The following is a 26226-nucleotide window of genomic DNA, read 5'->3' as shown; positions in this document are numbered from 1 at the left end:
GGTGTGGACGTCGTCCTCACCGACCTCGACGGCGTCGTGTACCGCGGCCGCAACGCGATCCCGCACGCGGTCGAGGCGCTGACCCGCGCCTCGCTGACCGCCCGCGTCGGCTACATCACGAACAACGCATCGCGCCGACCAGTCGACGTCGCCGAGCACCTCGAGCGGTACGGGCTCGAGGTGTCCGAGGACGACGTGGTGACCTCGTCGCAGGCGGGCGTCCGGCTGCTCGAGACGCTCGTCCCGGCGGGCGCGACGGTGCTCGTCACGGGTGGTCTGGGGCTGACGAGCATCGTCGAGGCAGCGGGCTTCACCGTGACGTCCAGCGCCGAGGACTCGCCGGCCGCGGTCATCCAGGGGTTCTCCCCCGACCTCGGGTGGACCCACCTCGCCGAGGCATCCTTCGCCCTGGCCGACCCGGACGTGCCGTGGGTCGCGACGAACATGGACTGGTCGATCCCGGTCGAGCGCGGCATCGCGCCCGGCAACGGCACGCTCGTGTCCGCCGTGCACCAGGCCGTCGGTCGGATGCCCGTGGTCGCCGGCAAGCCCGAGCGGCCGATCTTCGACGCAGCCCTCGCGCGCTTCGGTGGTGAGCACCCCTTGTTCATCGGCGACCGCCTCGACACGGACATCAAGGGCGCGAACGACGCCGGTATCCCCAGCGTCCTCGTCCTCACCGGGATCGACAAGGCCAAGCAGGTGCTCGCGGCCGACCAGCGTTCGCGTCCCACCTACATCCTCGGCGACCTCCGTGGCCTGTCCGAGCCCTACCCGGTGACCGTCCGGCGGGAAGACCCGGACGGCACCCGCTACGCCACGGTCGGTGCCGTCACGGTGGCGATGCGCGGCCACGTCGTACGGGTGCTCGACGACGGCGACGCGATCGACCTGCTCCGCGCCGGGACCGCCCTCATCTGGGAGTCCGGGCTCGCGATCTACGGACTCGACGTCGACCCGAAGCTGTACGGTGGCGAGTAGCGTGACCGAGGTGTCGAACGACGAGCGGGACCCCGAGCGTGACGCCCGCCCGGGCGACCCGGACCAGGTGCGGACGGACGACCACGCCGTGACGGATGACTTCGGGCAGCGCACCGCCGCGGCCGAATCGCTGCCGCTGGCCGAGCGCGCCGATGCGTTCTCCGCGCTGCACGACGAACTGCGGACCCGTCTCGAGAGCGGCGGCAGCACGAGTGCCTGACGAGCACGGCAACGGCGACGAGACCCTGCAGGACGAACGGCCCGTCCGACTCGATGCCCTCCTCGCTTCCCGCGGGCTCGCGAAGTCCCGCACGGCAGCGTCGAAACTGATCCAGGACGGCCGCGTGACCGTCGCCGGCACCGCGGTCGTCAAGCCGTCGGCGCCGGTGCGGCCATCGGCCCCGATCCACGTCGCCGGTGCGGACGAATGGGTGTCGCGTGCTGCGCTGAAGCTCCTCGGCGCGCTCGACACGTTCGGCGTCGACCCGTCGGACCGTGTCGCGCTCGACGTCGGTGCGAGCACCGGAGGGTTCACCCAGGTGCTCCTGAGCCGCGGCGCACGACGCGTGGTGGCACTCGACGTCGGGCACGGGCAGCTCGACCCCCTGGTGGCGCTCGACTCCCGTGTCGCCGTCGTCGAGGGCACGAACGCGCGCAACCTCACGGCCGAGGCCTACCTCGCGCTCGACCCCGCCGCGGCCGAGACGAGCCTCGTGGTGGGGGACCTGTCGTTCATCTCGCTCCGGCTCGTCCTGCCGGCGCTGGTCGAGTCCGTCCCCGCCGACGACTTCGTCCTGCTCGTGAAGCCGCAGTTCGAGGTCGGCCGCGGTGGTGTCCGTGAGGGCATCGTCCGTGACCCGGCGCTCCGGAACGACGCGCTCATGAACGTCCTCTGGGCAGCGTGGGACCTCGGTCTGGGCACCTCGGGGCTCGCGGCGTCGCCGATCGTCGGCACGCACGGCAACCACGAGTATCTGGCGCGTTTCCAGCGGGATGTCGGTGCCAATCCGACAGAATGGATCGTCCGGGCGACCGAACTGACGGAAGGGACGGCATGAGCGACGACCGGCACATCCTCCTGGTGTCCCACACGGGCCGCCGCGACTCGATCGACGCTGCGGTCGAGGTCTGCGACCTCCTGCACGCCGCTGGTCTCGTCCCGGTCATGCCGTTCGACGAGTACGCCGACATCCGCCGCGCCGAAGCCTCGGTCGGGCAGGTCGACATCCTCGGCGTCGACGTCCAGGCCGACCAGCTCGAGATCGTCATCGTGCTCGGTGGCGACGGCACGATCCTCCGCGCGGCCGAGCTCGTGCGCGGGACGGGCGCCCCGATCGTCGGCGTCAACCTCGGACACGTCGGGTTCCTCGCCGAGAGCGAGCGGGACGGGCTCCGGGCGACGGTCGAACGAGCCCTGTCCGGCGAGTACCACGTCGAGGAACGCGTCACCCTGCAGGTGGACGTCGTCGTCGGCAACGAGGTCGTCTACTCGTCCTGGGCGCTCAACGAGGCGACCATCGAGAAAGCCTCCCGGGAACGCATGCTCGAGGTCGTGACCGAGGTCGACGGCCGCCCGCTGTCGTCGTTCGGCTGCGACGGTGTGGTCGTGTCGACCCCGACCGGCTCCACGGCCTACTCGTTCTCCGGAGGCGGGCCGATCGTCTGGCCCGACGTCGACGCGCTCCTCATGGTGCCGCTGAGCGCCCACGCCCTCTTCGCGCGACCGATCGTGGTCGGCCCGGACTGCACCCTCGCGATCGAGGTGCTGCGTCGCACGAGCGGTGTCGGCGTCCTGTGGTGCGACGGTCGACGCACGCACGACCTCCCTCCGGGTGCCCGCGTCGAGGTCCGGCGCTCGCCGGACCCGGTGCGTGTCGCCCGCCTCAAGGACGCCCCGTTCACCGATCGGCTCGTGGCCAAGTTCCAGCTCCCCGTCGCCGGGTGGCGCGGCCCGCAGCAGGACGACGAGGACACCCTGTGATCGAGGAGATCTCCATCTCCGACCTCGGGGTCATCGGCGAGACCACCCTCGAGCTCGGCCCCGGCTTCACCGTGGTGACCGGTGAGACCGGTGCGGGCAAGACGATGATCGTGACCGCGCTCGGGCTGCTCCTCGGCGCCCGTGCCGACGCGGGGTCCGTCCGCCGCGGCGCGTCGACCGCCGTGGTCGAGGGGCGTTGGCACGTGCCCGAGCACGACGCCGTCGCCGAACGTGTCGAGGACGCCGGTGGCACCGTCGAGGACGGCGAGCTCATCCTGACGCGCACGGTCTCGGCCGAAGGTCGCAGCCGCGCGACCGTCGGCGGCCGCAGCGCTCCCGTCGCGGTGCTCGGCGAGCTCGCGGACCAGCTGGTCACCGTGCACGGACAGTCCGACCAGATCCGGCTGACCTCGGCGACCGCGCAGCGTGCCGCACTCGACGGCTTCGGCGGTCCGGCGCTCGAGAAGGTCCTCGCGGCGTACGTGCGGGCCTACGACACCTGGCAGCAGCACACCGGCGAGCTCGAGACCCTCACCCGTGACCGTGACGACCGGGTGGCCGAGGCCGAACGCATCCGCGCGGCGTCCGACGAGATCGAGGCGGCGGACCCGCAGCCCGGCGAAGACGTCGAGCTGGCCGACCGTGCCGAGCGCTTGGGGAACCTCGAAGAACTCCGGCTGTCCGCGGGCCTCGCGCACGAAGCCCTCTCGAGCGAGTCGCTCGACGGCGTGCAGGACGTCGTGGGCCTCGTCGAGTCCGCTCGCCGGGCGATCGAGCGGGTCGCGGCGTCCGACGCCGAACTGCAGCCCGTGCTCGAGCAACTCACGGAGCTCGGCATCCAGGCGTCCGAGGCCTCCGCGAGCCTGTCGAGCTACCTCGGCTCGCTCGAACCCGACGCCGGCCACGACCTCGAACTCATCAACGAGCGGCGGGCCCTGCTCGCCGGCCTCACGCGCAAGTACGGCGAGACCGTCGACGACGTGATCGCCTACGGGCAGCGCGCGAGTGATCGGCTGCTCGAACTGGACGGCGACGACGACCGCATCGTGGCGCTGCAGCAGGCGGTCGAGCAGGACGAGCAGACGCTCGCCGGTGCCGCCGCGGCCCTGACGACGGCACGGACCAAGGCGGCGAAGGACCTCGCCGAGCGCGTCACCGCCGAGCTGAAGTCCCTCGCGATGGCCGGGGCGACCCTCGTGGTCGAGGTCTCGGACGCCGGCGACTACCGGCACCACGGCCGCGACCAGGTGTCGATCCTGCTGCAGCCGCACTCCGGTACCGACCCGCGGCCGATCGGCAAGGGTGCGTCGGGTGGCGAGCTCTCCCGCGTCATGCTGGCGATCGAGGTGGTCATGGCGGGCAGCACGACGGTGCCGACGTTCGTCTTCGACGAGGTCGACGCCGGCGTCGGCGGTGCGGCGGCGATCGAGATCGGTCGTCGTCTGGCGAAGCTCGCGGAGCGCACGCAGGTCATCGTCGTGACGCACCTGGCGCAGGTGGCGGCGTTCGCGAACAACCACCTCAACGTCGTGAAGGACGCCAGCGGGGCGGTCACGTCGTCGAGCGTCCGTCGCCTCGAGGGCGAGGACCGCCTGCAGGAGATGGCGCGGCTGCTGTCTGGCCTCGGTGACAGTGCCAGCGGCATCGAGCACGCGCGCGAGCTGCTCGACGTCGCCGGCCAGAAGGCCTGATCGCGTCCCCGCCTGCCGGTCCAGGAGGCGCGGCTCGCGCCCGCCTCGCACCGTGCGTCGGGTGTCGGTCGGTGCGAGGCTCCCGACTCGGTGCGGGGTCGTAGCCGGGCACCGTGCGTGCAACCTCGCACCGGGCGACAGAACGCGCACGGTGCGAACGCGGCGGCTCCCGGCCGCCGCCCCGACCGTCCGCCGGAGCGCCCGGAGACCCGGCCACACGCCCGACGCAACGCCCACGGCGAACCGAGGTCGCGCCTCCTGGCAGTTCTGACGTACGATGGAATCCCGTGGCGGACACTCTCAGCGGCGGAACCAATTCTTCGAACGCGACCCCGAAGGTGACGAAGCAGATCTTCGTGACCGGCGGGGTCGTCTCGTCCCTCGGCAAGGGCCTGACGGCGGCCAGCCTCGGCAACCTCCTCACGGCTCGTGGCCTCAAGGTCGTCATGCAGAAGCTCGACCCGTACCTCAACGTGGACCCGGGCACCATGAACCCGTTCCAGCACGGCGAGGTCTTCGTGACCGACGACGGCGCGGAGACGGACCTCGACATCGGGCACTACGAGCGCTTCCTCGACATCAACCTGTCGCAGTCCGCGAACGTCACGACCGGCCAGGTCTACTCGACGGTGATCGCGAAGGAGCGTCGGGGCGAGTACCTCGGCGACACCGTGCAGGTCATCCCGCACATCACCGACGAGATCAAGCGTCGGATGCGCGAGCAGGCGCAGAACGACCCGCAGCCCGACGTCATCATCACCGAGGTCGGCGGCACGGTCGGTGACATCGAGTCCCAGCCCTTCATCGAGTCCGCGCGGCAGGTCCGCCACGAGCTCGGCCGCAACAACGTGTTCTTCGTGCACGTGTCGCTCGTCCCGTTCATGAACGCCTCGGGTGAGCAGAAGACGAAGCCGACGCAGCACTCGGTGGCCGCACTCCGTTCGATCGGCATCCAGCCGGACGCGCTGGTCCTGCGGAGCGACCGTCCGGTGTCGGACTCGAACAAGAAGAAGATCGCGCTCATGTGCGACGTCGACGAGGACGCCGTGGTGAACGCGGTGGACGTGCCGTCGATCTACGACCTCCCGACGCTGCTGAACAACCAGGGCCTCGACCAGGTCATCGTCGACGCGCTCGGGCTCGCGGCGGGTCCGGTCGACTGGACCTCGTGGACCCCGGTCCTGCGTGCCGTGCACGAGCCGAAGAAGGACGTCACGATCGCCCTGGTCGGCAAGTACATCGACCTGCCGGACGCGTACCTGTCGGTCACCGAGGCGCTCCGTGCGGGTGGCTTCGCGCACGACGCGAAGGTCACGCTGAAGTGGGTCGTCTCCGACGACTGCACCACGCCCGAGGGTGCGGCGAAGCAGCTCGGCGACGTCGACGGCATCTGCATCCCCGGCGGGTTCGGCGTGCGCGGCATCGAGGGCAAGCTCGGCGCACTGCGGTTCGCGCGTGAGCAGGGCATCCCGACGCTCGGTCTGTGCCTCGGTCTGCAGTGCATGGTCATCGAGTACGCCCGGCACGAGGTCGGCTTGACCGACGCGTCGAGCACCGAGTTCGACCCGGAGACCTCGACGCCGGTCATCGCGACCATGGCGGAGCAGGTGGACATCATCGCCGGTGGCGACCTGGGTGGCACGATGCGCCTGGGCCTGTACCCGGCGTCGTTCACCGAGGGCTCGCTGGCGGCGGAGCTGTACGGCGCTCCCGAGGCGTCCGAGCGGCACCGTCACCGCTACGAGGTGAACAACAAGTACCGCGAGCAGATCGCGGACGCCGGCCTGGTGTTCTCGGGCACGTCGCCCGACGGCACGCTGGTCGAGTACGTCGAGCTGCCGCGCGAGGTGCACCCGTTCTACATCGCCACGCAGGCGCACCCCGAGCTGCGCTCGCGTCCGACGGACGCGCACCCGCTGTTCGCGGGGCTCGTCGGTGCCGCGATCGAGCGGCACGAGGCGTCGAGCCTCTTCGACCCGCAGGAAGAGGAGCAGGTCGCGTAACGCGAGTGGTCTCTGACGGGAGGCGCGGTGCCAGCTGGCACCGTCCTCCCTCGCAGGCTCGGTCGGCGCGCCCCGCGCAACGCTTCGCGTTGCCGCCGAGCGGGGCGCGCCAGTGCCAGGATGGTCGCGTGACTGACGCACCCATCGCTGACGAACCCGCCTCGTTCGAGGTCACCGAGTCCACCGTCGTGTACGAGGGCGCCGTCTGGGACGTGCGCCGCGACAGCATCGCGTACCACGACGACACGATGGTCCGGGAGTACATCGACCACACCGGTGCCGTCGCGGTCTACGCCGAGGACGACGAGGGCCGCGTGCTCGTCATCCAGCAGTACCGGCACCCGGTGCGGATGCGCGACTGGGAGCTGCCGGCGGGGCTGCTCGACATGGCGGGCGAGGACCACCTGACCGCGGCGCAGCGCGAGCTGGCGGAGGAGGCCGACCTCGAGGCCGATGACTGGGAGCCCCTCGTCACCTACAACACCTCGTCCGGCGGCAGCGACGAGTTCCTGCAGATCTACCGCGCCCGTGGGGTGCGGGCGACCGCGACGGCGTTCGACCGCGAAGCGGAAGAGGCCGACATCGTGAAGCGGTGGGTGCCCCGGGCCGAGCTGGTGGAGGCGATCCTCGACGGTCGGCTGCACAACTCCGGGCTCGTCGTGGCCGTGCTCGCGGTGGACGCGCTCGAGCGGCGCGCGGCGTGAGCCTCGCGGCGCTGCTTGACCAGGGGCGGTGGACGCACGAGCCCGTTGCGGCGACGCTCGACGGCGACGCCCTGCGGGTGACGGCCGTCGAGGGCAGTGACGCCTGGCGCACCACCTCGTACGGGTTCGTGCACGACTCCGAGCACGCGCTGCTCCGCCCGGTCGACGGGGCGTTCTCGGTCGAGGTGTCGTTCGTGCTCGACTACACGGAGCAGTTCGACCAGGCGGGGGTGTTCCTGCGGGTCGACGAGCGGAACTGGATCAAGGCCGGCGTCGAGTTCGCCGACGGGACGCCCCAGGTCGGAGCCGTCGTCACGCGCGATGCGTCGGACTGGTCGGTGGCCCCCGTGCCGGAGTGGACCGGTCGGGTCGTCACGGTCCGGGCCAGCCGCGACGGCGATGCCGTGACGATCCGGGCGTGGGCGGACGACGAGCCGCCGCGGCTCGTGCGGGTGGCGTACCTCGACCCCGATGCCCACGTGTCGGCGGGGCTGCTCTGCGCGGCACCGTCCCGCGCGGGACTGACCGTCGCCTTCACCGGGTTCCGCGTGGGGGAGCCGGACGGGTCGCTGCACTGACGCTCCCCGAGCGACGCTAGCCTCGTGGGGTGATCCCGTTCGAGCGTGCCACGGAGACGTACCTGCGGCACATCGCGATCGAGCGGGGGCTCTCGCAGCACACGCTGTCGGCCTACCGGCGGGACCTGCTGGCGTTCGCGGAATGGCTCGCGTCCGCTCCGGTCGTGGAGTCGGACGGCGCCGACCGTGCCGGGGGATCGGCGGTGCTCGACGACGTCGGGAGGATCGCGCGCGCGGACCTCGCGGGGTTCGTGGAGCACCTCGCGACCCGACCGTCCGGGCCGCTCGCGCCGAGGTCGGTGGCACGCATGCTCAGTTCCGTGCGGTCGTTCACCGCGTTCGCCGCCGGCGAGGGGTGGCTCCAGCTCGACCCCGGCGCGTCCGTGCGGCCACCGAAGGCCCCGATGCGGCTGCCGAAGGCGATCTCCGTGCACGACATGGAGCGGTTGCTCGGGGCCGCGTCCGCCGGGTCGCCCGACGGTGCCGCCGACGACCTCGTGGGGCTGCGGGACCGGGCGTTGCTCGAACTCCTCTACGCCACGGGAGCGCGCATCTCGGAGGCCGTCGGGCTCTCGGTCGACGACGTGACGACGCTGTCCGACGGCTCCGGTGACCTCGACGACGGGCTGTCCGTCGTCAAGGTCACCGGCAAGGGCAACAAGCAGCGGGTGGTGCCGCTCGGCAGTTTCGCGCGGGCGGCGATCGACGCGTACCTCGTGCGGGCTCGCCCGGTGTTCGCGGCACGGGGAGCGTCGACGCCGGCGCTGTTCCTCGGCGCCCGGGGCGCACGGCTGTCACGGCAGAGTGCGTGGCTCGTGATCCAGTCGGCAGCGGAGCGTGCGGAGCTCTCCGAGCACGTGTCGCCGCACACGTTCCGGCACTCGTTCGCGACGCACCTGCTCGAGGGGGGAGCGGACGTGCGGGTCGTGCAGGAGCTGCTCGGGCACGCGAGCGTTGCGACGACGCAGATCTACACGATGGTGACGGCGGACATGCTGCGTGACGTGTACCAGACGGCGCACCCGCGGGCGCGGCGGTAGGGTCCGCACGCCAGCGGGGCGGAACCGCTCAGAACAGGTGGAACTGCGCGGACGCCGCCACGGCAGCCGTCGCCACCCCGAGGACCAGGGCACTCGCCGAAGCACTCCGCGCCAGCACCCGCCAGCCCCCGGTCGCCCCCGGCCATGCGACGCCGAGCACCCCCGCCACGATCGCCGCCGCACTGCTCGCACCCCAGGGGTTCACCACCACGGAGGCCGCCGCGAGCAGCACCGCCAGGGTCGAGAACGCACTGAAGCGGTGGACGCCGGAGCCCCCAGACGCCCAGGAGCGTGTCCTGATCGCCGCCGGCTGCACCGAGAACGACGGTCCGACGGGCGCGACGACCACCGGGACGATCGGCTCGGTCCGGCTCGGGAGCACCCGTGTCGCCGCTCCCCAGGCGCGCCCGTCCCACCAGCGCAGGCGGCTCGCGTCCTGCGGATCGGGGAACCAGCCGGCGGCCGGCAGCGTCACGGGGTGCTCCTCGGGGTGCGTGGGAAGGTGCACGTCGACGCTACGGGAGTGCGGGAAGCGGCCACAGTCCCAGCCCGGGTGTCGGCAGGAAGGGGGACCACCCGCGTGCAGTAGCGTCGAGCGGGTGACCTCGACGCTCGACGACTTCTGGCGTGACCGGCGCGACGAGCGACCGGAGTTGCCGACGGCCCTGCCGGAGGCGTGGTCGTTCGGCGCGACGCCGGCGCAGGCGGACGATCTGCTCGACCTCGTGCTGCGCGGGGTGAAGGACGGGACGGCGTCGTCGTTCTGGGACTACGAGGCGTCCGGGGACCGCGTGCCGGAGCTCGGGGACATCGGCATCGTCACGGACTCCACCGGGGCACCGCGGGCGGTCGTCGAGACGACGAGCGTCCGGATCGTCCCCTTCGACGAGGTCGATGCGGACCACGCCCGGGCCGAGGGGGAGGGCGACCGGACGCTCGCGCACTGGCGTCGGGTGCACGAGGCGTACTGGCGCGCGCACTCGGAGGACCCGCGCGGGTTCGATCCGCGGATGCCGGTCGTGTGCGAACGCTTCCGGCTCGTCTGGCCCGCACCGGCGACGACCCCGCCCGCACCGGACCCGACCGCCGTCGCCTGACCGCCCGTCAGGCCGGGACGGGCGCCGCGTCCACCTCGCGCATGATGTCCTTCACCGAAGCGAGCAGCCGGGCGTTGAACTCGACGCCGAGCTGGTTCGGCACCGTGACGAGCACGGTGTCGGCAGTCCGCACGGCCTGGTCCGCCGCGAGTTCGGCCACCAGGTCCTCCGGGGATCCGATGTACGACCGGCCGAACCGTGCGAGCCCGCCGTCGAGGTGCCCGACCTGGTCCTGGCCCTCGACCTGTGCCCGGACACCGAAGTAGTGCTGCGACTCGTCGTCGATGATCGGGATGATGCTGCGGGACACCGAGACCCGAGGGGTCCGCTCCCAGCCGGACTCGGCCCAGACCCGACGGAAGCGTTCGATCTGCTCGGCCTGGAGCTCGTCGAACGGCACACCGGTGTCCTCGGTCAGCAGGGTCGACGACATGAGGTTCATGCCCTGCTCGGCCGTCCACTCCGCGGTGGCCCGGGTGCCGGCGCCCCACCAGATGCGGTCGCCGAGCGAGTCGGAGAGCGGCGAGATCGGCAGGGACCCGACCGAGCCGGTCATCTGCGGGTTCGCGTTCGCCATCGGTTCGCCGGCGATCGCCCGTCGGAACACCGACGTGTGCGCACGGGCCATGTCCCCGCCGTTCTCGTCGGAGGCGTCCGGCACGTAGCCGAACTGCTGGTAACCGGCGAGGGCGGTCTCGGGTGAGCCCCGGGATACGCCGAGCTGCAGCCGACCACCGGAGATGAGGTCGGTCGCAGCCGCCTCCTCCGCCATGTACAGCGGGTTCTCGTAGCGCATGTCGATGACGCCGGTGCCGATCTCGATGCGGCTGGTCTTCGCTGCGATCGCGGAGAGCAACGGGAAGGGCGCCGCCTGCTGGGGCGCGAAGTGGTGGACCCGGAAGTACGCGCCGTCGACGCCCGCCTCCTCGGCGGCGACCGCGAGGTCGATCGCCTGGACCAGGGCCTCACGACCGCTGCGCACCTTCGACCCCGGCACGTCGCGCCAGTGTCCGAACGACAGGAACCCGATCTTCGTCATGTGGATACGAACGCATCCGACAGCACGGTCATTCCGGGCCGACTACGGTGGCCGGCATGGACGATCCTCGCCAGGCACTGGTCGCGGAGCGGGCGCGCAACGAGCGGCTCCTCGCGGACGTCGAGCGGAGCATGCGGGACGTCAGCGACGCCCGGCAGGACGCCAACTCCGACGACGAGCACGACCCCGAGGGCGCGACCCTCGCCTGGGAGCGCGGCTCGCTCGGCGCCGTGCGGGACGACGCCCGCGAGCGGATCCGGTTGGTGGACGCCGCGCTCGCGCGGCTCGACGCCGGGACCTACGGCCGCTGTGCGGTCGGTGGGGAACCGATCCCGGAGGCGCGCCTCGCCGCCGTCCCGTGGGCCGCGACGTGCGTGGCGCACGCGTGACGCGCCTCCTGGCCCGCACCGTCTGACGGGAGGCGCGGGTCGGCCCCGCCACGCGCCTCCCGTCCCGGACGCACCGCACGTCCACCGCGCGCGCCGCGGTTTCCCAGCCGCGCGCCCTACATTGCGGCACATGGAAGGCGACCCGAACGACCGGACCGACGCGGTCGAACGTGCCGAGACGCCGCACCGGCGGTTCCAGTGGTTCCACGACGTCCGCGCCTGGATCCACGCGCGTCCCCACCTGCACCTCTTCTACAAGGTGCTCGTCGGGATCGTCGGCGGGCTCGTCGTCGTGATCGGGTTGATCCTCGTGCCGCTGCCCGGACCGGGGTGGCTGGTGGTCTTCATCGGGCTGACGATCCTCGCGAGCGAGTTCCACTTCTTCCACCGGATCATCACGTGGCTCCGTGCCCAGCTGCACCGCTTCTGGGACTGGGCGAAGGCGCACGGGCCGCAGTGGCTCCGGAACGCCGCCGATCGCGGCAAGGCGGACGTCGACGCGGCGCACACCGGTGCTGCCCGGACGGTCGGGGTGCGCGGGCGCGGTGCGAAGCGGGCGCGGCCCGGGCACTGAGCCGCGCGCCCGTCGCGCCTACTCGGCAGGGGACACCCGGACCGAGCCGGTGCAGGTGCGCTCGAGCACCTCGGCGGCCTGCTCCTCGACGGCGGCTGCGTCCCGCGACACGAGCTGCAGCACGAGGGCGACGACCGCGGCGAGGACGATGAACGCCCCGTACCCGGCGATGACCGGCACGAGCCCGACGGTCGGCTCGAGCAGCCCTCCGACGACGGCCGGCACGCCGAACGCCAGGTAGCTCACCACGTAGATCGTGGAGAGCAGCCCCGCACGGTGCGTCGGTGCCGCGGTGGCGAGCAGCATCCGCAGCGGTGCCTGGAACCCGGCGCCGAAGCCCACGCCTGCGATCGCACTGCCCACGACGAGGCCGGGCAGGGAGTGCGCCATCACGAACGCCACCGTGACGATCGGTCCGAGCACGAGGGCGACCAGGCCGATCAGGACCGCACGACGGGCGTCCATCCGCTGCGTCGCGAGGCCGGTCAGCGCGCCGACCCCGGTGACGACGGCGATCAGGGCACCGGCGGCGAAGTGGTTCGTGATGCCGAAGACCGCGCCGAGCGCCGAGGGGACGAGCGACAGGAACATCCCGCCGAGGGCCCAGCTCGCGATGAGCGATCCGGCGACGCTGCGGAACAGCCGCCGCGAGGACCGGGGCACGCTGATCCGGGGGACGAGGGAGCGGAGGGCACCCGGTCGCGGGGTGACCCGCTCGGGGACGACGACGAGTGCGATCACCATGAGGACGAGCAGCGCCCCGAAGAGCAGGTACACGAGCTGCTCCGGCGCGGGACCCCACTGCACGAGGGCGCCGCTCGACATGGCACCGGTCGCGAGGGCGATCGGCGGGATGACGCCGTTCAGCACCCCGGCGAGGGTGGGGAAGCGCTCGAGCGAGTTGTCGATGAGCGCCGCTCCGAGGGCGCCGATGAGCAGCCCGACGGAGACGCCCTGCACGATGCGGTCCACGATCAGGGCGCCGACACCGTCCGCGACCGCGAAGAGTCCGAGGGACAGCGCGACGCCGAGGCCGCCGACGACGAGCACGGGCTTGCGGCCGACGTGGTCGGACAGGCGCCCGGCGACGAGCAGGCTGGCCAGCAGTCCCGCGACGTAGATGGCGAACACGCCGGTGAGCATGAGCGGGGTGAGGTGCCACTCCGCGGCGTACACGGGGTAGATCGGCGAGGGGACCGCCGACGAGGCGACGGACACGAGGAGCATCGCCGCGAGGATCCAGAACCCGGCGACCGAGCGAGCTGACTGCGCCATGTGCGCCACCTTCCGTTGCGAGCGGGACAGTACGAAGAGAGTCGTACAGTATCGAGTCGTGCTGTACGACGCAAGTCGTACTATGAGCGGAACGGTGGTAGCGTCCCGTCCATGCCCGCGACCGTGGATGCTCCCGAACACCTGCCGCAGCCGACCGTGGCCGAGATGGACCTGCCGGTCGTGATGGACGCCCTGAGCGACCCGATCCGGCTCGCGATCCTGCACCGCTACCTCGTCGACGCCGCCGGTGGCATCCGCAGCTGCGGCTGGGTCGGCATCGACCGGCCGAAGTCCACGCTGACCCACCACTTCCGCGTCCTGCGCGAGGCCGGGCTCCTCGAGCAGCACCAGGAGGGGCTCACCCGGTCGAGCCGCGTCCGCATCGAGGACGTCGAGCAGCGGTTCCCCGGGCTCCTCGACCTCGTGTTCGCGTGGGAGGTCCCCGCGGCCCTCATGCGCACGGACCTCGCCGAGGGCGCCGCATGAACGCCGCCGCCGCCTCCGCCTCCTCCGCCGACTTCGCCGCGTCCACCGGGACCCCGCACACGCTCCCGACGATCGGCGCCGACGCCGCCGTCACCGATGCGCTGCGCCAGGACCTGACCGACGCGGGGTTCACGGTCGAGCGGGTCGACGCCCTGTGGGGGGCCGAGGCTGCCGCGTCGCTCCACCGCGGTTCGCGCGTCGCAGCGCTCCGGGCGCTCGCCGCCCGCGACACGACACCGCTCGGCACCCTCGCGACGCTCTTCGTGCTCGGGCTCCCGGTCCGTCGTGCCGACGCGGACGCCGCGTTCCCGTCCGCCGGCGTGCAGTCCGTCGAAGCGAGCGGTCTGGTCCGCGTCGACGCCGACTCCGTCGCCCCCGCGGTGGACCTCCGCCCCTACGCCTTCGTCGACGACCTCGGCGCCGGCAGCTGGTGGATCGTCTCGGACCTCGGCGAACTCGCACTCGGCACGGCCCTCGGTGAGGAGCACGTCCTCGGCATCGGTGGTGCCACCACGACGCTCTCCGGCCTGCAGGTCCCCGTGCCCGTCCGTCGCGTGCTCGACCTCGGCACCGGCTGCGGTATCCAGGCGATGCACGCCCGGCGCTTCGCCGACGAGGTCGTCGCCACAGACATCTCGCGCCGGGCCCTCGACATCGCCCGGTTCAACGCGCAGCTCAACGGCATCGACGGCATCGAGTTCCGCTTCGGCTCCCTGTTCGAACCGGTCGCGGGGGAGCGCTTCGACCGCATCGTCTCGAACCCGCCGTTCGTCATCACGCCCCGCAGCGAGGGCGTCCCCGCCTACGAGTACCGCGACGGCGGCATGGTCGGCGACGCCCTCGTCGAGACCGTCCTGATTGGGCTCGGCGACCACCTCGAACCCGGCGGGACCGCGCAGCTGCTCGGCAACTGGGAGTACCACTGGGGCACGGACGGCCTCGACCGCGTGCGGTCCTGGTTCGAGCGCGCAGACACCGACGGACTCGGGCTCGACGCCTGGGTCATCGAGCGGGAACGGCAGGACCCGACGGCCTACGCCGAGACGTGGATCAGGGACGGCGGGACGAAGCCCGGGACGCCCGAGTTCGACCGGCTGGTCGGCGCGTGGCTCGACGACTTCGCGGACCGTCGGGTGACCGGCGTCGGCTTCGGGTACGTCGTGGTCCGGAAGCCACGGCCAGGGCCCACGCGGGCCGGCTCCGACGCGTCGCGGAGCCTGCGGAGCGACGTGGCGGCCGAGCCCGTGGGGAGAGGCGCGGCGCACCTCCGCCGCTTCGAGCGCGTCCCCGAGACGCTCGGCTCCAACCCCGCGGGTCTCGGCGCGACGGTGGCGCGGGTCCTCGACGCGGCCGCGTGGCTCGCCGCGCACGACGACGTCGCGCTCGCCGCCGCCCACCTCGTGGTCGCCGGCGACGTCACCGAGGAGCGCTTCTACTGGCCGGGCAACGACGACCCGACCGTGATGGCGCTCGTGCAGGGCGGTGGACTCGGGCGCCGCGTGGACGCCGACACCGCGCTCGCCGCGTTCGTCGGGGCCTGCGACGGGGAACTGTCGGTGGCGGCGATCGTCGGCGCCCTCGCGCAGATCACCGGGGTGGACGAGCAGGTGCTCGCCGCCGACCTGCTGCCGGCGGCGCGCGATCTGGTGCTCGACGGCCTGCTCGTCCCAGCCGCCTGACGATCAGGCGCGGTGGTCGCGCCAGCTGTGCTCGGGGGCGTAGCCCAGCAGCTCGCGGGCCTTCTCCGACGAGAGCAGCGAGCTGACGCCGTCGATGTCCGCGCGGCGCTCGATGTCCGGCACGTAGCGCTCGACGAGCTCGATCGTCGGAGTGTCCATGACGGTGTCCGGGCTCGCGATCACGAACGCCTCGAACCCGGTGAGCTCGGCCTCGAGGGCCTTGCGCACGGCCTGGGCGCCGTCGCGGGAGTCGATGTACGACCAGAGGTTGAACGTCTTCGCCTCGGGGGTGGCGTCCCAGGGGAACGCGGGGTAGTCGGTCTCGTCCATCACGTTCGAGAACCGCAGACCGATCATCTTCAGCTCCGGGTCCCAGCGGGTGAAGTGACGGGCCATCTCCTCTTCCACGGCCTTGCCGAGCGAGTACGACGACTGCGGGCGCACCGCGAACTCCTCGTCGACGGGCAGGTACGGCGGGTGGTGCTCACCCATCGGGATGCCGAGCAGGGTCTCGCTCGACGCCCACACCAGGTTCTTGATCTTCGCGGCGCGTGCGGCGTGGAAGACGTTGATCGACGACGTCACGTTGTTCGTGATGAGCGCGACGTCCGGCACCTGCCCGGGAGCGGGGACCGCGGCGAGGTGCACCACGGCGTCGACGTGGTCGTACCGGTCGTCGACGCCGAGCAGGACGTTCAGCACCTGGCCGTGGTCGGTGAGGTCGGTGCGGACGAACTGCACCCGTTCGGGCTTGTCGGGGAAGGGCACGCGGTCGACCAGGACCACGTCGTACCCGTGCGCATCGAGGTCGCGCACCACCGCTCGCCCGAGCTTGCCACTGCCGCCGGTCACCACTACACGCGTCATCGCTTCACTCCACATCGTCGTCGGGTCGCCCTCGCGGGCAGGCTCCATCCTGCCCGGCGCGACCTGACCCGACCAGGCCCTGTCCGTACCCCGTTGCCCGGGGTCAGGCGGTGGGGGTGACCTGGGCGATCGCGAGCCGTGCGACGAGCTCGACGTGCTGCGCCATGTCGCGCGACGGGTCGAACAGCCACTGGATCTGCATGCCGTCCGAGACCGCGAGCAGCACGCTCGTCAGTTCCTCGACGTCGACGTCGACGCGGAGTCGTCCGTCCTCCTGCATGGCGCGGAAGTCGGAGGACAGGTCGCGGCGGCTGCGCTCGTAGCGCTCGCGGAAGTACTCGTGCGCCGGGTGCTCCGGGTCGGTCGCGGCCGCGGCGGAGAGGTTGACGAACATCTGCACGAGGCCGGGGACCTCGGCGTTGTGCCGCACGATCGCGGCGAGCAGCGCTGCCGGGTCCGGGGCGTGCCAGTCGTGCTGCAGGTCGATCTCGTCGCGGCGCCGCAGGATCTCGACCCAGAGCTCGTCCTTCGAGTCGAAGTAGTGCAGCAACCCGGCCTGCGTCAGCCCGACGGCATCGGCGATGTCCTTGATGCTCGTGCGACGGAAGCCCTGCGACGCGACGAGGTCGAGCGCCGTCGTGAGGATCTCCTCGCGCTTCGCGATGCCCTTCGCGTACGAACCCCGTCGTGCCATGGCAGGACTGTACCGCTCTCGGCGACCGCCCAGAAAACCTAGCCCCGGTTGGTTTTGGTGTTACGGTGGCACGAGCCGCCGACGAAGGCGTGCGAGTCGCCGACGCAGGCGGCGTCCCCGAGAAGAGGTTGCAGTGGCCAACGATGCCCTGACCGTCAACGACACCCCGACCGCCGTCGCGCCCACGCGCGGCCGGGGCAATCCGCTCATGTACACGCTCGGCATGCCGATCGCGATGCTCGGCCTGTACATCGCGCTGCTGCCGCCGGTGCTCGTCGCCATGGCGCTGAAGGTCGCTGAGATCGCGCCGGACGACCAGGCGGGCGTGCTCGGCCTGGCGCTCGGTGTGGGGCGCGTTCGCCGCGATGGTCGCCAACCCCCTTGCCGGTCGCTTCAGCGATCGGACTGCCGGGAGGCTCGGCATGCGTCGTCCGTGGATCATCGGTGGCACCGTGGTCGGCTTCGCGGGCCTCGTGGTCGTCGCGACGACCACCTCGACCGTCGTGCTGGTCCTCGCGTGGGGCGTCACGCAGATCGCCTACAACGCCACGATCGCGGCGCTGACCGCCGTCATGCCGGACCACGTCACGCGGTCCCAGCGCGGCCGGGTCGCGGCGCTGCTCGGGCTCTCCCAGAACCTCGCGCTCGTCGGCGGCACGTTCCTCGTGCAGCTCTTCTCGACCTCGGCGACGCAGATGATCATCCCCGGCGCGATCGGGTCGATCGTCGTCGTGCTCTACGCGCTCGTGTTCCGCGACCGCGTGCTCACCAACCGGCCGACGTCGAAGCTCAGCGTCGGGCAGGTCTTCGGGTCGTTCGTGTTCAACCCGGTGAAGCACCCGGACCTCGGCTGGGCCTGGCTGACCCGCTTCCTCATGGTCGCCGCGCAGTACACCGCGGTGAGCTACCTGACCTACTTCCTGCGCGACGACATCGGCGTCGAGTCCGAGCACGTCGCGAACGCGGTGTTCCAGGGCACGCTGTGGAACGTCGTGGGGATCGTCCTCACGTCCCTCGTCGCCGGGTGGCTGTCCGACAGGCTCGGCCGCCGCAAGCTCTTCGTCGCCGTGGCCGGTGTCGTCGGCGTGGTGGGCCTCGTGCTCATCGCGCTCGCGCCGTCGCTCGGCATGGTGCTCGTCGGTGAGTTCGTGATGGGCGCCGGCATGGGTGTCTTCTACGCCGTCGACCTCGCCCTCATCACCGACGTGCTCCCCTCCGACGAGGACAACGCGAAGGACCTCGGCGTGGTGAACATCGCGCAGGCCCTGCCGCAGTCGATCGTCCCCGCCTCCGCCCCCGGTGTGATCGCCCTCACCGGCGGGTACAGCGGCTTCTTCATCACCGGCGCCGTCGTCGGACTGCTCGGCATCGCCTCGGTGTCCCGCATCCGCGGCGTGCGCTGACCACCTGTTCTGGCTCTGAACGAAAGGACCGACCACCGTGACTACCGTGGACGACGTGACCACCGCCTCCAGTACGGCCGAGCGCATCGAGGCGCTCGTCGGCCAGCTGACCACCGACGAGAAGGTGCAGCTCCTGACGGGGCGCGACTTCTGGACCACCTGGCCGATCGAGAAGATCGGGCTGCGCCGCATCCTCATGTCGGACGGCCCGTCCGGCGTCCGCGGTGAGGTCTGGGACGAGCGCGACCCGTCGCTGAACCTGCCGTCCGCGACGGCGCTGAGCGCGTCGTGGGACCGCGCGATCGCGAAGCGCTACGGCGCCGCAGCGGCCGTCGAGGCCCGCCGCAAGGGCGTCGACGTCGTCCTCGGCCCGACCATCAACCTGCACCGCTCGCCCCTCGGCGGCCGGCACTTCGAGGCGTTCAGCGAGGACCCGGTGCTCACCGGCGACCTGGCGGCGTCGTACGTCGAGGGCGTGCAGGAGAACGGCGTCGCCGCGACCCCGAAGCACTACATCGCGAACGACTACGAGACCGACCGCTTCACCGCGTCCACCGAGGTCTCCGACCGTGCCCTGCGGGAGCTCTACCTGCTCGCGTTCGAGAAGGCCGTGACCGAGGCGCACGCCTGGGCGATCATGTCGTCGTACAACTCGATCAACGGCGTGACCGCGTCCGAGAACGAGCTGCTCGAGACGCCGCTGAACTCCGAGTGGGGCTTCGACGGCATCGTCGTCTCCGACTGGACCGGCGTCCGCTCGGTCGACTCGGCGAAGGCGTCCCAGGACGTCGCGATGCCCGGGCCGAACCAGTGGTGGAGCGAGGGGCCGCTGCTCGCCGCCGTGCAGTCCGGCGACGTGCCGATCGAGGCGATCGACCGGAAGGTCCGCCGCATCCTCACCCTCGCCGCCCGCGTCGGCGCACTCGAGGGCTTCGAGCCCGTGGCCGCGCAGCCCGTGCACGTCGAGGACGGCGTCGCGTTCGTCCGCGAGGCCGAGGCCGAGGGCACCGTCCTCGTCCGCAACACGGGCGTGCTGCCGCTCGACGCGCCCGCCGTCTCACGCATCGCCGTCATCGGCCACAACGCCGACCAGGCCCGCACGCAGGGCGGTGGCTCGGCCACGGTCGTGCCGTCGCAGGTCGTCTCGCCGCTCGACGGGATCCGTTCGGCGTTCCCGGGCGCCACGGTGGACTACGCGATCGGTGCCGTCGTGCAGGAGGGCATCGCGGAGTTCCCGCTGTCCACCATCACCAACCCCGGTACCGGCGAGCCCGGCGCCCGCGTCGCGTTCGTGCGCGACGGGACCGAGCTGTACGTCGAGGACCGCCGTGCCACGGCGCTGTTCTGGTTCGGCGGCGACGCCCCCACGCGCGAGGCCGACCGGCTCGACATCACCACGACCTACACCGCGCCGTCCACCGGCACGGTCCGGATCGGCATCGGCGCAGCGGGTCGCTCGCGCATGTGGATCGACGGCGAGCTCGTGCTCGACGAGGACGTCCCGTTCGAGGGCGACCAGCTCGGCGCAGCGTTCCTCAACCCGCCGGCACGGTCGGTGCCCGTGTCCGTGACGGCCGGCCAGGACGTCGCGATCCGCATCGAGTACGACGTCATCCAGGACGAGACCCTCGGCGGCGTGCTCGCGTACCAGTTCGGTACCGAGCCGAGCGACGAGGACCCGTCGGTGCTGATCGACGCGGCCGTGGCTGCCGCGACCGGGGCGGACATCGCCGTCGTCGTGGTCGGGACCAACTCGAAGGTCGAGTCCGAGGGCTACGACCGCTCCTCGCTCGCGCTCCCCGGTCACCAGGACGACCTGGTCCGTGCGGTCGCCGCGGCGAACCCGAACACCGTGGTCGTCGTGAACGCCGGCTCGCCGGTCGAGATGCCGTGGCGGAACGACGTCGCCGCGGTCCTGCTCACGTGGTTCGGCGGACAGGAGTACGGCAACGCGCTCGCCGACGTCCTCACCGGTGCTCGCGAGCCGGGCGGCCGTCTGCCCACCACCTGGCCGGTCGCGATGGCGGACGTGCCCGTGCTGGACGTCACCCCGGTCGACGGCAAGGTGTCCTACGACGAGGGCGTGCACATCGGCTACCGGGCCTGGCTCCGCGCGGGCACCGAGCCGGCCTACCCGTTCGGCCACGGACTCGGCTACACGACCTGGACGATCGACGGCGTCACCGCGACGCCGACCGTCCGCGAGGGCGACGCGGTCATCGTCACCGCGACCGTCGCGAACACGGGCGACCGTGCCGGCAAGCACGTCGTGCAGGTCTACGCCTCGCGGGAGTCCTCGGCGGTCGACCGTCCGGTCCGCTGGCTCGTCGGCTTCGCGCCCGTGCGGCTCGACGCGGGGGAGTCCACCGAGGTCTCGATCGAGGTCCCGGCCCGGGCGTTCGCGCACTGGGACGGTGCATGGGCCCACGAGTCCGGCACCTTCACGCTGCACGTCGGCGCATCGGTGTCGGACGAATCCGGCACCGTGACGGTCCAATCCGCGTGAAGTCGTCCGGTTTCCGCGCTGACGCCGTGATCATTCAGTAACATCGATCTGCGCCAGGCGGCTGGTTACCGTCGGCGTGCGCACCGAGAACGGGGTCGCCATGCGTGCGACACGGTCTCCTGATCCGGCCGATGGAGCCCTGGTGGCCCTGGTGCGTCCAGAATGCGTCCCCGCGTCCGCGCGGGGACGCATTCGTTCGTTCCGGCAGATGCCAACCGGTTGACTTCTTCCCGCCTGGGAGAAACCAGTGAACGAACGTCACTTTTTCGGTCCATCAACCGCAATCCGGTGTGACAAACCACTCGGTAGGTGGAACGATGGGTGCACCATCCCGTGCGGATCAGGGACGAGATGGTCATCCGGTCGGGCTCCCGGGGGAACTCACCAACCCCCGGCGCGGGCCCGCCGGATGCCCCGCATCACTCCGCTCGGACGATGGGTGCCACGTCCTCGGCGACGATGCGCAGGATCCGCTCGTGCGACGCGGCGTCACCGTTCGCGGGCAGGGTGATCACGAGTTCGTCGGTCGACCGCACGGCAGGGTCGGCGAGCAGCGCGTCGACGATGGCCGACGGCTCGCCGGAGACGACCTTGCTGAAGCGGAACGGCGGGTTCCCCGAGAGCGGCCGCCCCTCGTCGTCCATGCCGCTCGCGTACCCGGTGAGGAACTCCTCGTGCACGGCGCGGTCGTGGTCGTCGAGCAGCGGGACCACGATCCGGCCGACGGCGACCTTCGGGGTGCGGTCGGGGTGCAGCTGGGCGAAGCGCTCGCGGTACGCGGCGATCTGGTCCGCCTGCGCCTCGGCGAACGGCGCACCGGTGTCCTCGGTGTTCAGGGTCGAACAGTGCAGCAGCAGGCCCTTCTCGGCCGTCCGCACCGCGGTGCCCATGCTGCCGCCGCCCCACCACACACGGTCGCGGAGTCCGGGACTGAGGGGCTGCAGCGTCAGCTCGGCGCCGGCCGGGATGCTCTCGTAGCCCGTGCCGGCAGTGCCGAGCGGCTCGCCCTGCAGCACCTCGAGCAGGCGGGACGCGCGCGCCTCGGCCTCGTCGCGGAAGCTGCGGTCGGACGCGCCGAACACCGGGTCGAGGATCGGGCCGTAGCCCGCGATGCCGGTCGAGATGCCGAGCTGCACGCGGCCGTCGCTGAGGAGGTCGACCGTGCTGGCGTCCTCGGCGAGGCGGATCGGGTCCTCGTAGCGCATGCCGAGGACCGCGGTGCCGAAGCCGATCGAGCTGGTCCGCTGGGCGGCGGCCGCGAAGAAGGTCATCGGGCTGGTCAGGAACGGCTCGAAGTGGCGCCCGCGGACCCAGCCGGTGCCGTACCCGAGCGACTCGGCGGTCTCGAAGAGCCGCAGGCCGTCCTCGAGGGCAGCGGCGGCGCCGGCCGTGCCGCCGTGGTTCGGGACGAAGGAGAGGAAGCCGAGTTCGCGCACGACGTGAGTCTATGCGCGCGTATCGAGCCGCGCCTCCCGTCGCGTCTGACCGACGGGAGGCGCGGCTCGGCGCCGCCCCGCGCCTCCCGTCCGTCACCATGCACCTGGGAGGATGGTGCCATGACCGACGTCACCACCCAGCCCCCGCTCGTCGCCGCCCTGCCGGCGGCGGTCGACGGTGTCGTCGACCCGGACGCCGTGTACGAGGCGTTCGCGGCCTGGGCGGCCGAGGGCGGGCGCCCGCTCTACCCGGCGCAGGACGAAGCCGTGATCGAGCTCGTGTCCGGCGCCAACGTCGTGCTTTCGACGCCCACCGGCACCGGCAAGTCGCTCGTGGCCGCGGGTGCGCACTTCGCCGCGCTCGCCGAGGGCAAGCGGAGCTACTACACGGCGCCGATCAAGGCACTCGTCTCCGAAAAGTTCTTCCAGCTCGTCGAGCTGTTCGGCGCCCAGAACGTCGGCATGGTCACGGGCGACTCGAGCGTCAACGCCGATGCCCCGATCGTGTGCTGCACGGCGGAGATCCTCGCGAACCTCGCGCTCCGGCAGGGACCGGACGCCGACGTCGACGTCGTCGTGATGGACGAGTTCCACTACTACGGCGACCCCGACCGCGGATGGGCGTGGCAGGTGCCGCTGCTCGTCCTCGAACGGGCGCAGTTCCTGCTCATGTCCGCGACGCTCGGCGACGTCACGACCATCGCGGACGACCTCTCGCGCCGGACCGGACGGCCCACCGCGCGGGTCACCGGGGTCTCGCGTCCGGTGCCGCTCGAGTACGAGTACGTGATGACGCCCGTGCAGGAGACGGTCGAACGGCTGCTCGAGGAGGGCAAGGCACCGATCTACATCGTCCACTTCGCCCAGGCCGCCGCACTCGAACGGGCGCAGGCGCTCATGTCGGCGCGCGTCGCGTCACGCGAACGCCGAGACCAGATCGCCGAGGCCATCGCCGGGTTCCGCTTCAGCGCCGGGTTCGGGCAGACCCTGTCCCGACTCATCCGGGCGGGCATCGGCGTCCACCACGCCGGCATGCTGCCGAAGTACCGACGGCTCGTCGAGCAGCTCGCCCAGCGCGGGCTGTTGCCGGTGATCTGCGGCACCGACACGCTCGGCGTCGGCATCAACGTGCCGATCCGCTCGGTGCTGCTCACCGGGCTGACGAAGTTCGACGGCACGAAGATGCGGCAGCTGTCCGCTCGTGAGTTCCACCAGATCGCCGGTCGAGCCGGTCGTGCCGGGTACGACACCGAGGGCGACGTCGTCGCCGAGGCACCGGAGCACGACATCGAGAACGCGCGGGCGGTCGCGAAGGCCGGTGACGACCCGAAGAAGAAGAACAAGATCAAGCGGAAGAAGGCACCGGACGGCTTCGTGTCGTGGGGCCAGGCGTCGTTCGAGCGGCTCATCGCGGCCGAGCCCGAGCCGATGGTCTCGCGGATGCGGATCACGCACGCGATGGTGCTCTCCGTCGTCGCGCGCGGCGGTTCGGCGTTCGAGTCCGTCCGGTCGCTGGTCTTCGACAACCACGAACCCCGGTCGCGGCAGCTCGCGATGGCCCGGCGGGCACTGACCATCGCACGGACGCTCATCAACGCGCGGGTGATCGAGAAGGTCGACGGGGAGTACCGGCTGACCGTCGACATCGCGCCGAACTTCGCGCTCAACCAGCCGCTCTCGCCGTTCGCGCTCGCGGCGTTCGAGCTGCTCGATCCTTCGTCTCCCAGCTACGCGCTCGACATGGTCTCGATCGTCGAGGCCACCCTCGACGACCCGCGGGCGATCCTCTCGCAGCAGCAGTTCAAGGAGCGCGGCGAGGCCGTCGCTCGGATGAAGCAGGAGGGGATCGAGTACGACGAGCGGATGGAGCTGCTCGAGGAGGTCACGTGGCCCCGCCCGCTGGCCGAGCTGTTGGAGGCGGCGTACGAGGCCTACGCTGCCGAACAGCCGTGGGTCCTCGACTTCGCGCTCTCGCCCAAGGCCGTCGTGCGCGACATGTACGAGCGGGCGATGACCTTCGGCGACTTCGTGCGGTTCTACCAGCTCACCCGCTCGGAGGGGCTCGTGCTCCGGTACCTGTCCGACGCGTACCGGACGATGCGGCAGACGATCGCCGACGAGCAGCGCACCCCGGAGCTCGACGACCTGATCGAGTGGCTCGGCGAGGTCGTCAAGCAGACCGACTCCTCGCTCGTCGACGAGTGGGAGGCGCTGCTGAACGGTGACGTCCTGCTCGCGTCGGAGGAACACGAGGAGATCGCGCCGCCGCAGCCCTCGCGGCTCACCGGGAACCCGCGGGCGTTCCGGGTGCTCGTGCGCAACGCCCTGTTCCAGCGGGTGCTGCTCGCCGCCGCCGACGACGTCGCCGGACTCGCGGCGCTGGACGGTGCGGCGGGCTTCGACGAGGACGCGTGGGACGCCGTGCTCGAGGAGTACTACGAGGCGCACGACGAGATCGGGACGGGTGCCGACGCCCGGTCCATGCAGTACCTGGTGCTCGACGAGGCCGGGGCCACCGGGGTGTCCGGTGCGGCGGGCTCGGCACGCGTCTGGCGTGCGCGGCAGATCTTCGCCGACCCCGCCGGCGACAAGGACTTCGGGTTCTCCGCCACGATCGACCTCGACGCGTCGGACGAGGCGGGCGAGGCCGTGGTGCGGGTCACCGAGATCGGACGCTTCGACGGCTGGTCGGACGTGGACGTCGACTGATGCCCGTGGTGCGCGAGCTCGGCGGCTCCTCGGCCGACGGTGACGTCGCCGCGCTGCAGGACCTGCTCGAGTCGGTGCCGGACTACGCGTTGCGGATCACCGGGTACCCGCCGGGGCCGTCCGACGGGCTGAGCGCGCTGCTGTCGGTGCCGGACGGGTTCGATCCGGCGGGGAAGGTCGGGCTCGGGCTGTGGGAGGGGGAGCGGCTCGTGGCGTTCGCGGACGTGCTGCTCGGGTACCCGTCGCCGTCCGTCGCGTACATCGGGCTGCTGGTCGTCCGAGGGGGCGAGCAGGGTCGGGGGCTCGGGCGGGCGATGCACGACGCGGTCGTCGAGCGGGTCCGGGCGGCGTCCGGGCGCTCGGGCGCGGGGCGCTCGCGCCGCTCGCGCCGTTTGCGCCTCGGGATCGTCGCGTCGAACGCGTCGGTGGCGGAGCCGTTCTGGCGGGCGCTCGGGTACGAGCCGACGGGGGAGGAGAAGCCGTTCCGGTACGACCACCTCGTCAGCATGGTCGCGCTCTGGGAGCGGCCGCTCTCGGAGCGGCCGCTCTCGGAACGGCCGCTCTGACGGTCAGAACAGGGTCGCGGGCGGGGTCGCCTCGGGCAGCGCGGCCGGTTCGGTGACCTCGACCCCGGGCCACCCCGGGCCGTGCGGCACCTCGGTGCCCTGCTGGTAGGCGGTCGCGGCACCGCGGGCGCGGACGTCGGCCGCCTCGTTCATCTCGTGCCCGACGTGGCCACGGACCCACTCGAAGGTGACCTTGCGGCCCTGCAGCTCGGCGTCGAGCTCCTTGATGATCTCGACATTCAGCACGGGCTTGCCGTCGGCCTTCCGCCAGCCCTTCCGCTTCCAGCCCGCGAGCCACTCGGTGCACGCCTTGATCGCGTACTGGCTGTCGCAGAGGATGTGCAGCGGCTCGCCGGTGTCCTTCGTGGCGCGGAGCAGCTGGAGGACGGCGGTCAGCTCGCCCTGGTTGTTGGTGGCGTTCGGCCACCCACCGGCGGCCCAGCGGTCGTCATCGACGTACCAGGCCCAGCCGGCCGGGCCGGGGTTGCCGAGGGCTGAGCCGTCTGCTGCGGCGACGATCGTCACGGT

25 protein-coding genes are annotated in these 26226 nt (G+C 71.9%); 18 read left to right on the top strand and 7 right to left on the bottom strand.

Features of this window, described 5'->3' with window-relative positions; translation table 11 throughout:
• Positions 1-3: 3 nt before the first annotated feature.
• The 9 genes from QE359_RS01050 to QE359_RS01010 all read left to right on the top strand — a co-directional run bounded on the left by QE359_RS01050 (position 4) and on the right by QE359_RS01010 (position 8978).
• The gene (locus QE359_RS01050) at positions 4-981 is read left to right on the top strand and encodes an HAD-IIA family hydrolase (RefSeq protein WP_309776951.1); all 978 of its coding nucleotides are present in this window, start codon (positions 4-6) and stop codon (positions 979-981) included.
• Position 982: 1 nt separating this feature from the next.
• Positions 983-1201 carry a hypothetical protein gene (locus QE359_RS01045; RefSeq protein WP_070417893.1) on the top strand — a complete coding sequence of 73 codons (219 nt, stop codon included), beginning with the start codon at positions 983-985 and terminating at the stop codon, positions 1199-1201.
• A complete protein-coding gene (locus QE359_RS01040; protein WP_309776950.1) occupies positions 1194-2039 on the top strand; it encodes a TlyA family RNA methyltransferase in 846 nt (281 codons plus the stop codon). Before QE359_RS01045 ends, QE359_RS01040 begins: the two co-directional genes overlap by 8 nt.
• Positions 2036-2962 (top strand): NAD kinase, encoded by a 927-nt coding sequence (locus QE359_RS01035; protein WP_070417894.1) that lies wholly within the window; start codon positions 2036-2038, stop codon positions 2960-2962. Before QE359_RS01040 ends, QE359_RS01035 begins: the two co-directional genes overlap by 4 nt.
• A complete protein-coding gene (recN, locus tag QE359_RS01030; protein ID WP_309776949.1) occupies positions 2959-4653 on the top strand; it encodes a DNA repair protein RecN in 1695 nt (564 codons plus the stop codon). The genes QE359_RS01035 and recN overlap by 4 nt, the downstream gene beginning before the upstream one ends.
• A 287-nt stretch (positions 4654-4940) precedes the next feature.
• On the top strand, positions 4941-6656 hold the full coding sequence (locus QE359_RS01025) for a CTP synthase (protein ID WP_309776947.1): 1716 nt from the start codon (positions 4941-4943) through the stop codon (positions 6654-6656).
• A gap of 128 nt (positions 6657-6784) precedes the next feature.
• Positions 6785-7360 carry an NUDIX hydrolase gene (locus QE359_RS01020; protein WP_309776945.1) on the top strand — a complete coding sequence of 192 codons (576 nt, stop codon included), beginning with the start codon at positions 6785-6787 and terminating at the stop codon, positions 7358-7360.
• Positions 7357-7938 carry a DUF1349 domain-containing protein gene (locus tag QE359_RS01015; RefSeq protein ID WP_309776944.1) on the top strand — a complete coding sequence of 194 codons (582 nt, stop codon included), beginning with the start codon at positions 7357-7359 and terminating at the stop codon, positions 7936-7938. The genes QE359_RS01020 and QE359_RS01015 overlap by 4 nt, the downstream gene beginning before the upstream one ends.
• A 32-nt stretch (positions 7939-7970) precedes the next feature.
• Positions 7971-8978: a site-specific tyrosine recombinase XerD gene (locus tag QE359_RS01010; protein WP_309780390.1), complete on the top strand. Its 1008-nt coding sequence runs from the start codon at positions 7971-7973 to the stop codon at positions 8976-8978.
• A gap of 28 nt (positions 8979-9006) precedes the next feature.
• On the opposite strand, the gene QE359_RS01005 is transcribed toward QE359_RS01010, so the two are convergent.
• The gene (locus tag QE359_RS01005) at positions 9007-9486 is read right to left on the bottom strand and encodes a DUF2510 domain-containing protein (RefSeq protein ID WP_309776942.1); all 480 of its coding nucleotides are present in this window, start codon (positions 9484-9486) and stop codon (positions 9007-9009) included.
• A 91-nt stretch (positions 9487-9577) separates the two neighbouring features.
• Here QE359_RS01005 and QE359_RS01000 point away from each other — a divergent pair, with 91 nt between their 5' ends.
• Entirely contained in the window at positions 9578-10075 is a 498-nt protein-coding gene (locus QE359_RS01000) for an ASCH domain-containing protein (protein WP_309776941.1), read from the top strand.
• Between the two features lie 7 nt (positions 10076-10082).
• On the opposite strand, the gene QE359_RS00995 is transcribed toward QE359_RS01000, so the two are convergent.
• Positions 10083-11114: an LLM class flavin-dependent oxidoreductase gene (locus QE359_RS00995; protein WP_396127712.1), complete on the bottom strand. Its 1032-nt coding sequence runs from the start codon at positions 11112-11114 to the stop codon at positions 10083-10085.
• A gap of 56 nt (positions 11115-11170) precedes the next feature.
• On the opposite strand from QE359_RS00995, the gene QE359_RS00990 reads away from it, so the two are divergent.
• Positions 11171-11503 (top strand): TraR/DksA C4-type zinc finger protein, encoded by a 333-nt coding sequence (locus tag QE359_RS00990; RefSeq protein ID WP_071295664.1) that lies wholly within the window; start codon positions 11171-11173, stop codon positions 11501-11503.
• Between the two features lie 130 nt (positions 11504-11633).
• Positions 11634-12077 (top strand): TIGR02611 family protein, encoded by a 444-nt coding sequence (locus tag QE359_RS00985; protein WP_070417903.1) that lies wholly within the window; start codon positions 11634-11636, stop codon positions 12075-12077.
• Positions 12078-12095: 18 nt separating this feature from the next.
• Here the strand turns inward: QE359_RS00985 and QE359_RS00980 are convergent, their stop codons facing one another.
• A complete protein-coding gene (locus QE359_RS00980) occupies positions 12096-13352 on the bottom strand; it encodes an MFS transporter (protein WP_309776937.1) in 1257 nt (418 codons plus the stop codon).
• 111 nt (positions 13353-13463) lie between these two features.
• Here QE359_RS00980 and QE359_RS00975 point away from each other — a divergent pair, with 111 nt between their 5' ends.
• Both QE359_RS00975 and QE359_RS00970 read left to right on the top strand, forming a co-directional pair.
• Positions 13464-13838: a helix-turn-helix transcriptional regulator gene (locus QE359_RS00975; RefSeq protein WP_070417905.1), complete on the top strand. Its 375-nt coding sequence runs from the start codon at positions 13464-13466 to the stop codon at positions 13836-13838.
• The gene (locus tag QE359_RS00970) at positions 13835-15517 is read left to right on the top strand and encodes a methyltransferase (protein WP_309776934.1); all 1683 of its coding nucleotides are present in this window, start codon (positions 13835-13837) and stop codon (positions 15515-15517) included. Before QE359_RS00975 ends, QE359_RS00970 begins: the two co-directional genes overlap by 4 nt.
• 3 nt (positions 15518-15520) lie before the next feature.
• Here QE359_RS00970 and QE359_RS00965 read toward each other — a convergent pair whose 3' ends face one another.
• Positions 15521-16384: an NAD(P)-dependent oxidoreductase gene (locus QE359_RS00965; protein WP_070419385.1), complete on the bottom strand. Its 864-nt coding sequence runs from the start codon at positions 16382-16384 to the stop codon at positions 15521-15523.
• 103 nt (positions 16385-16487) lie between these two features.
• A complete protein-coding gene (locus tag QE359_RS00960; protein ID WP_309776930.1) occupies positions 16488-17078 on the bottom strand; it encodes a TetR/AcrR family transcriptional regulator in 591 nt (196 codons plus the stop codon).
• 365 nt (positions 17079-17443) lie between these two features.
• On the opposite strand from QE359_RS00960, the gene QE359_RS00955 reads away from it, so the two are divergent.
• Positions 17444-18481: an MFS transporter gene (locus tag QE359_RS00955; RefSeq protein ID WP_309776928.1), complete on the top strand. Its 1038-nt coding sequence runs from the start codon at positions 17444-17446 to the stop codon at positions 18479-18481.
• Between the two features lie 46 nt (positions 18482-18527).
• Positions 18528-20987: a glycoside hydrolase family 3 protein gene (locus tag QE359_RS00950; protein WP_254803983.1), complete on the top strand. Its 2460-nt coding sequence runs from the start codon at positions 18528-18530 to the stop codon at positions 20985-20987.
• 419 nt (positions 20988-21406) lie between these two features.
• Here the strand turns inward: QE359_RS00950 and QE359_RS00945 are convergent, their stop codons facing one another.
• Positions 21407-22423, bottom strand: a complete 1017-nt coding sequence (locus tag QE359_RS00945; protein ID WP_309776927.1) for an LLM class flavin-dependent oxidoreductase — start codon at positions 22421-22423, stop codon at positions 21407-21409.
• Between the two features lie 120 nt (positions 22424-22543).
• Between QE359_RS00945 and QE359_RS00940 the strand changes: the two genes are divergently transcribed.
• Positions 22544-25132, top strand: coding sequence for a DUF3516 domain-containing protein (locus tag QE359_RS00940; protein ID WP_309776925.1), 2589 nt, complete (start codon positions 22544-22546; stop codon positions 25130-25132).
• Positions 25133-25137: 5 nt separating this feature from the next.
• Positions 25138-25698 (top strand): GNAT family N-acetyltransferase, encoded by a 561-nt coding sequence (locus tag QE359_RS00935; RefSeq protein ID WP_309776924.1) that lies wholly within the window; start codon positions 25138-25140, stop codon positions 25696-25698.
• Positions 25699-25701: 3 nt separating this feature from the next.
• On the opposite strand, the gene QE359_RS00930 is transcribed toward QE359_RS00935, so the two are convergent.
• On the bottom strand, positions 25702-26223 hold the full coding sequence (locus tag QE359_RS00930; protein WP_070417909.1) for a ribonuclease H: 522 nt from the start codon (positions 26221-26223) through the stop codon (positions 25702-25704).
• Between the last annotated feature and the right edge of the window lie 3 nt (positions 26224-26226).

Origin of the sequence: Curtobacterium sp. SORGH_AS_0776 (genome assembly GCF_031453355.1) — a bacterium.
Lineage (GTDB): Bacteria > Actinomycetota > Actinomycetes > Actinomycetales > Microbacteriaceae > Curtobacterium.
Note: the sequence above shows the minus strand (reverse complement) of the source record. Positions and strands in the feature narration are given on the sequence as shown.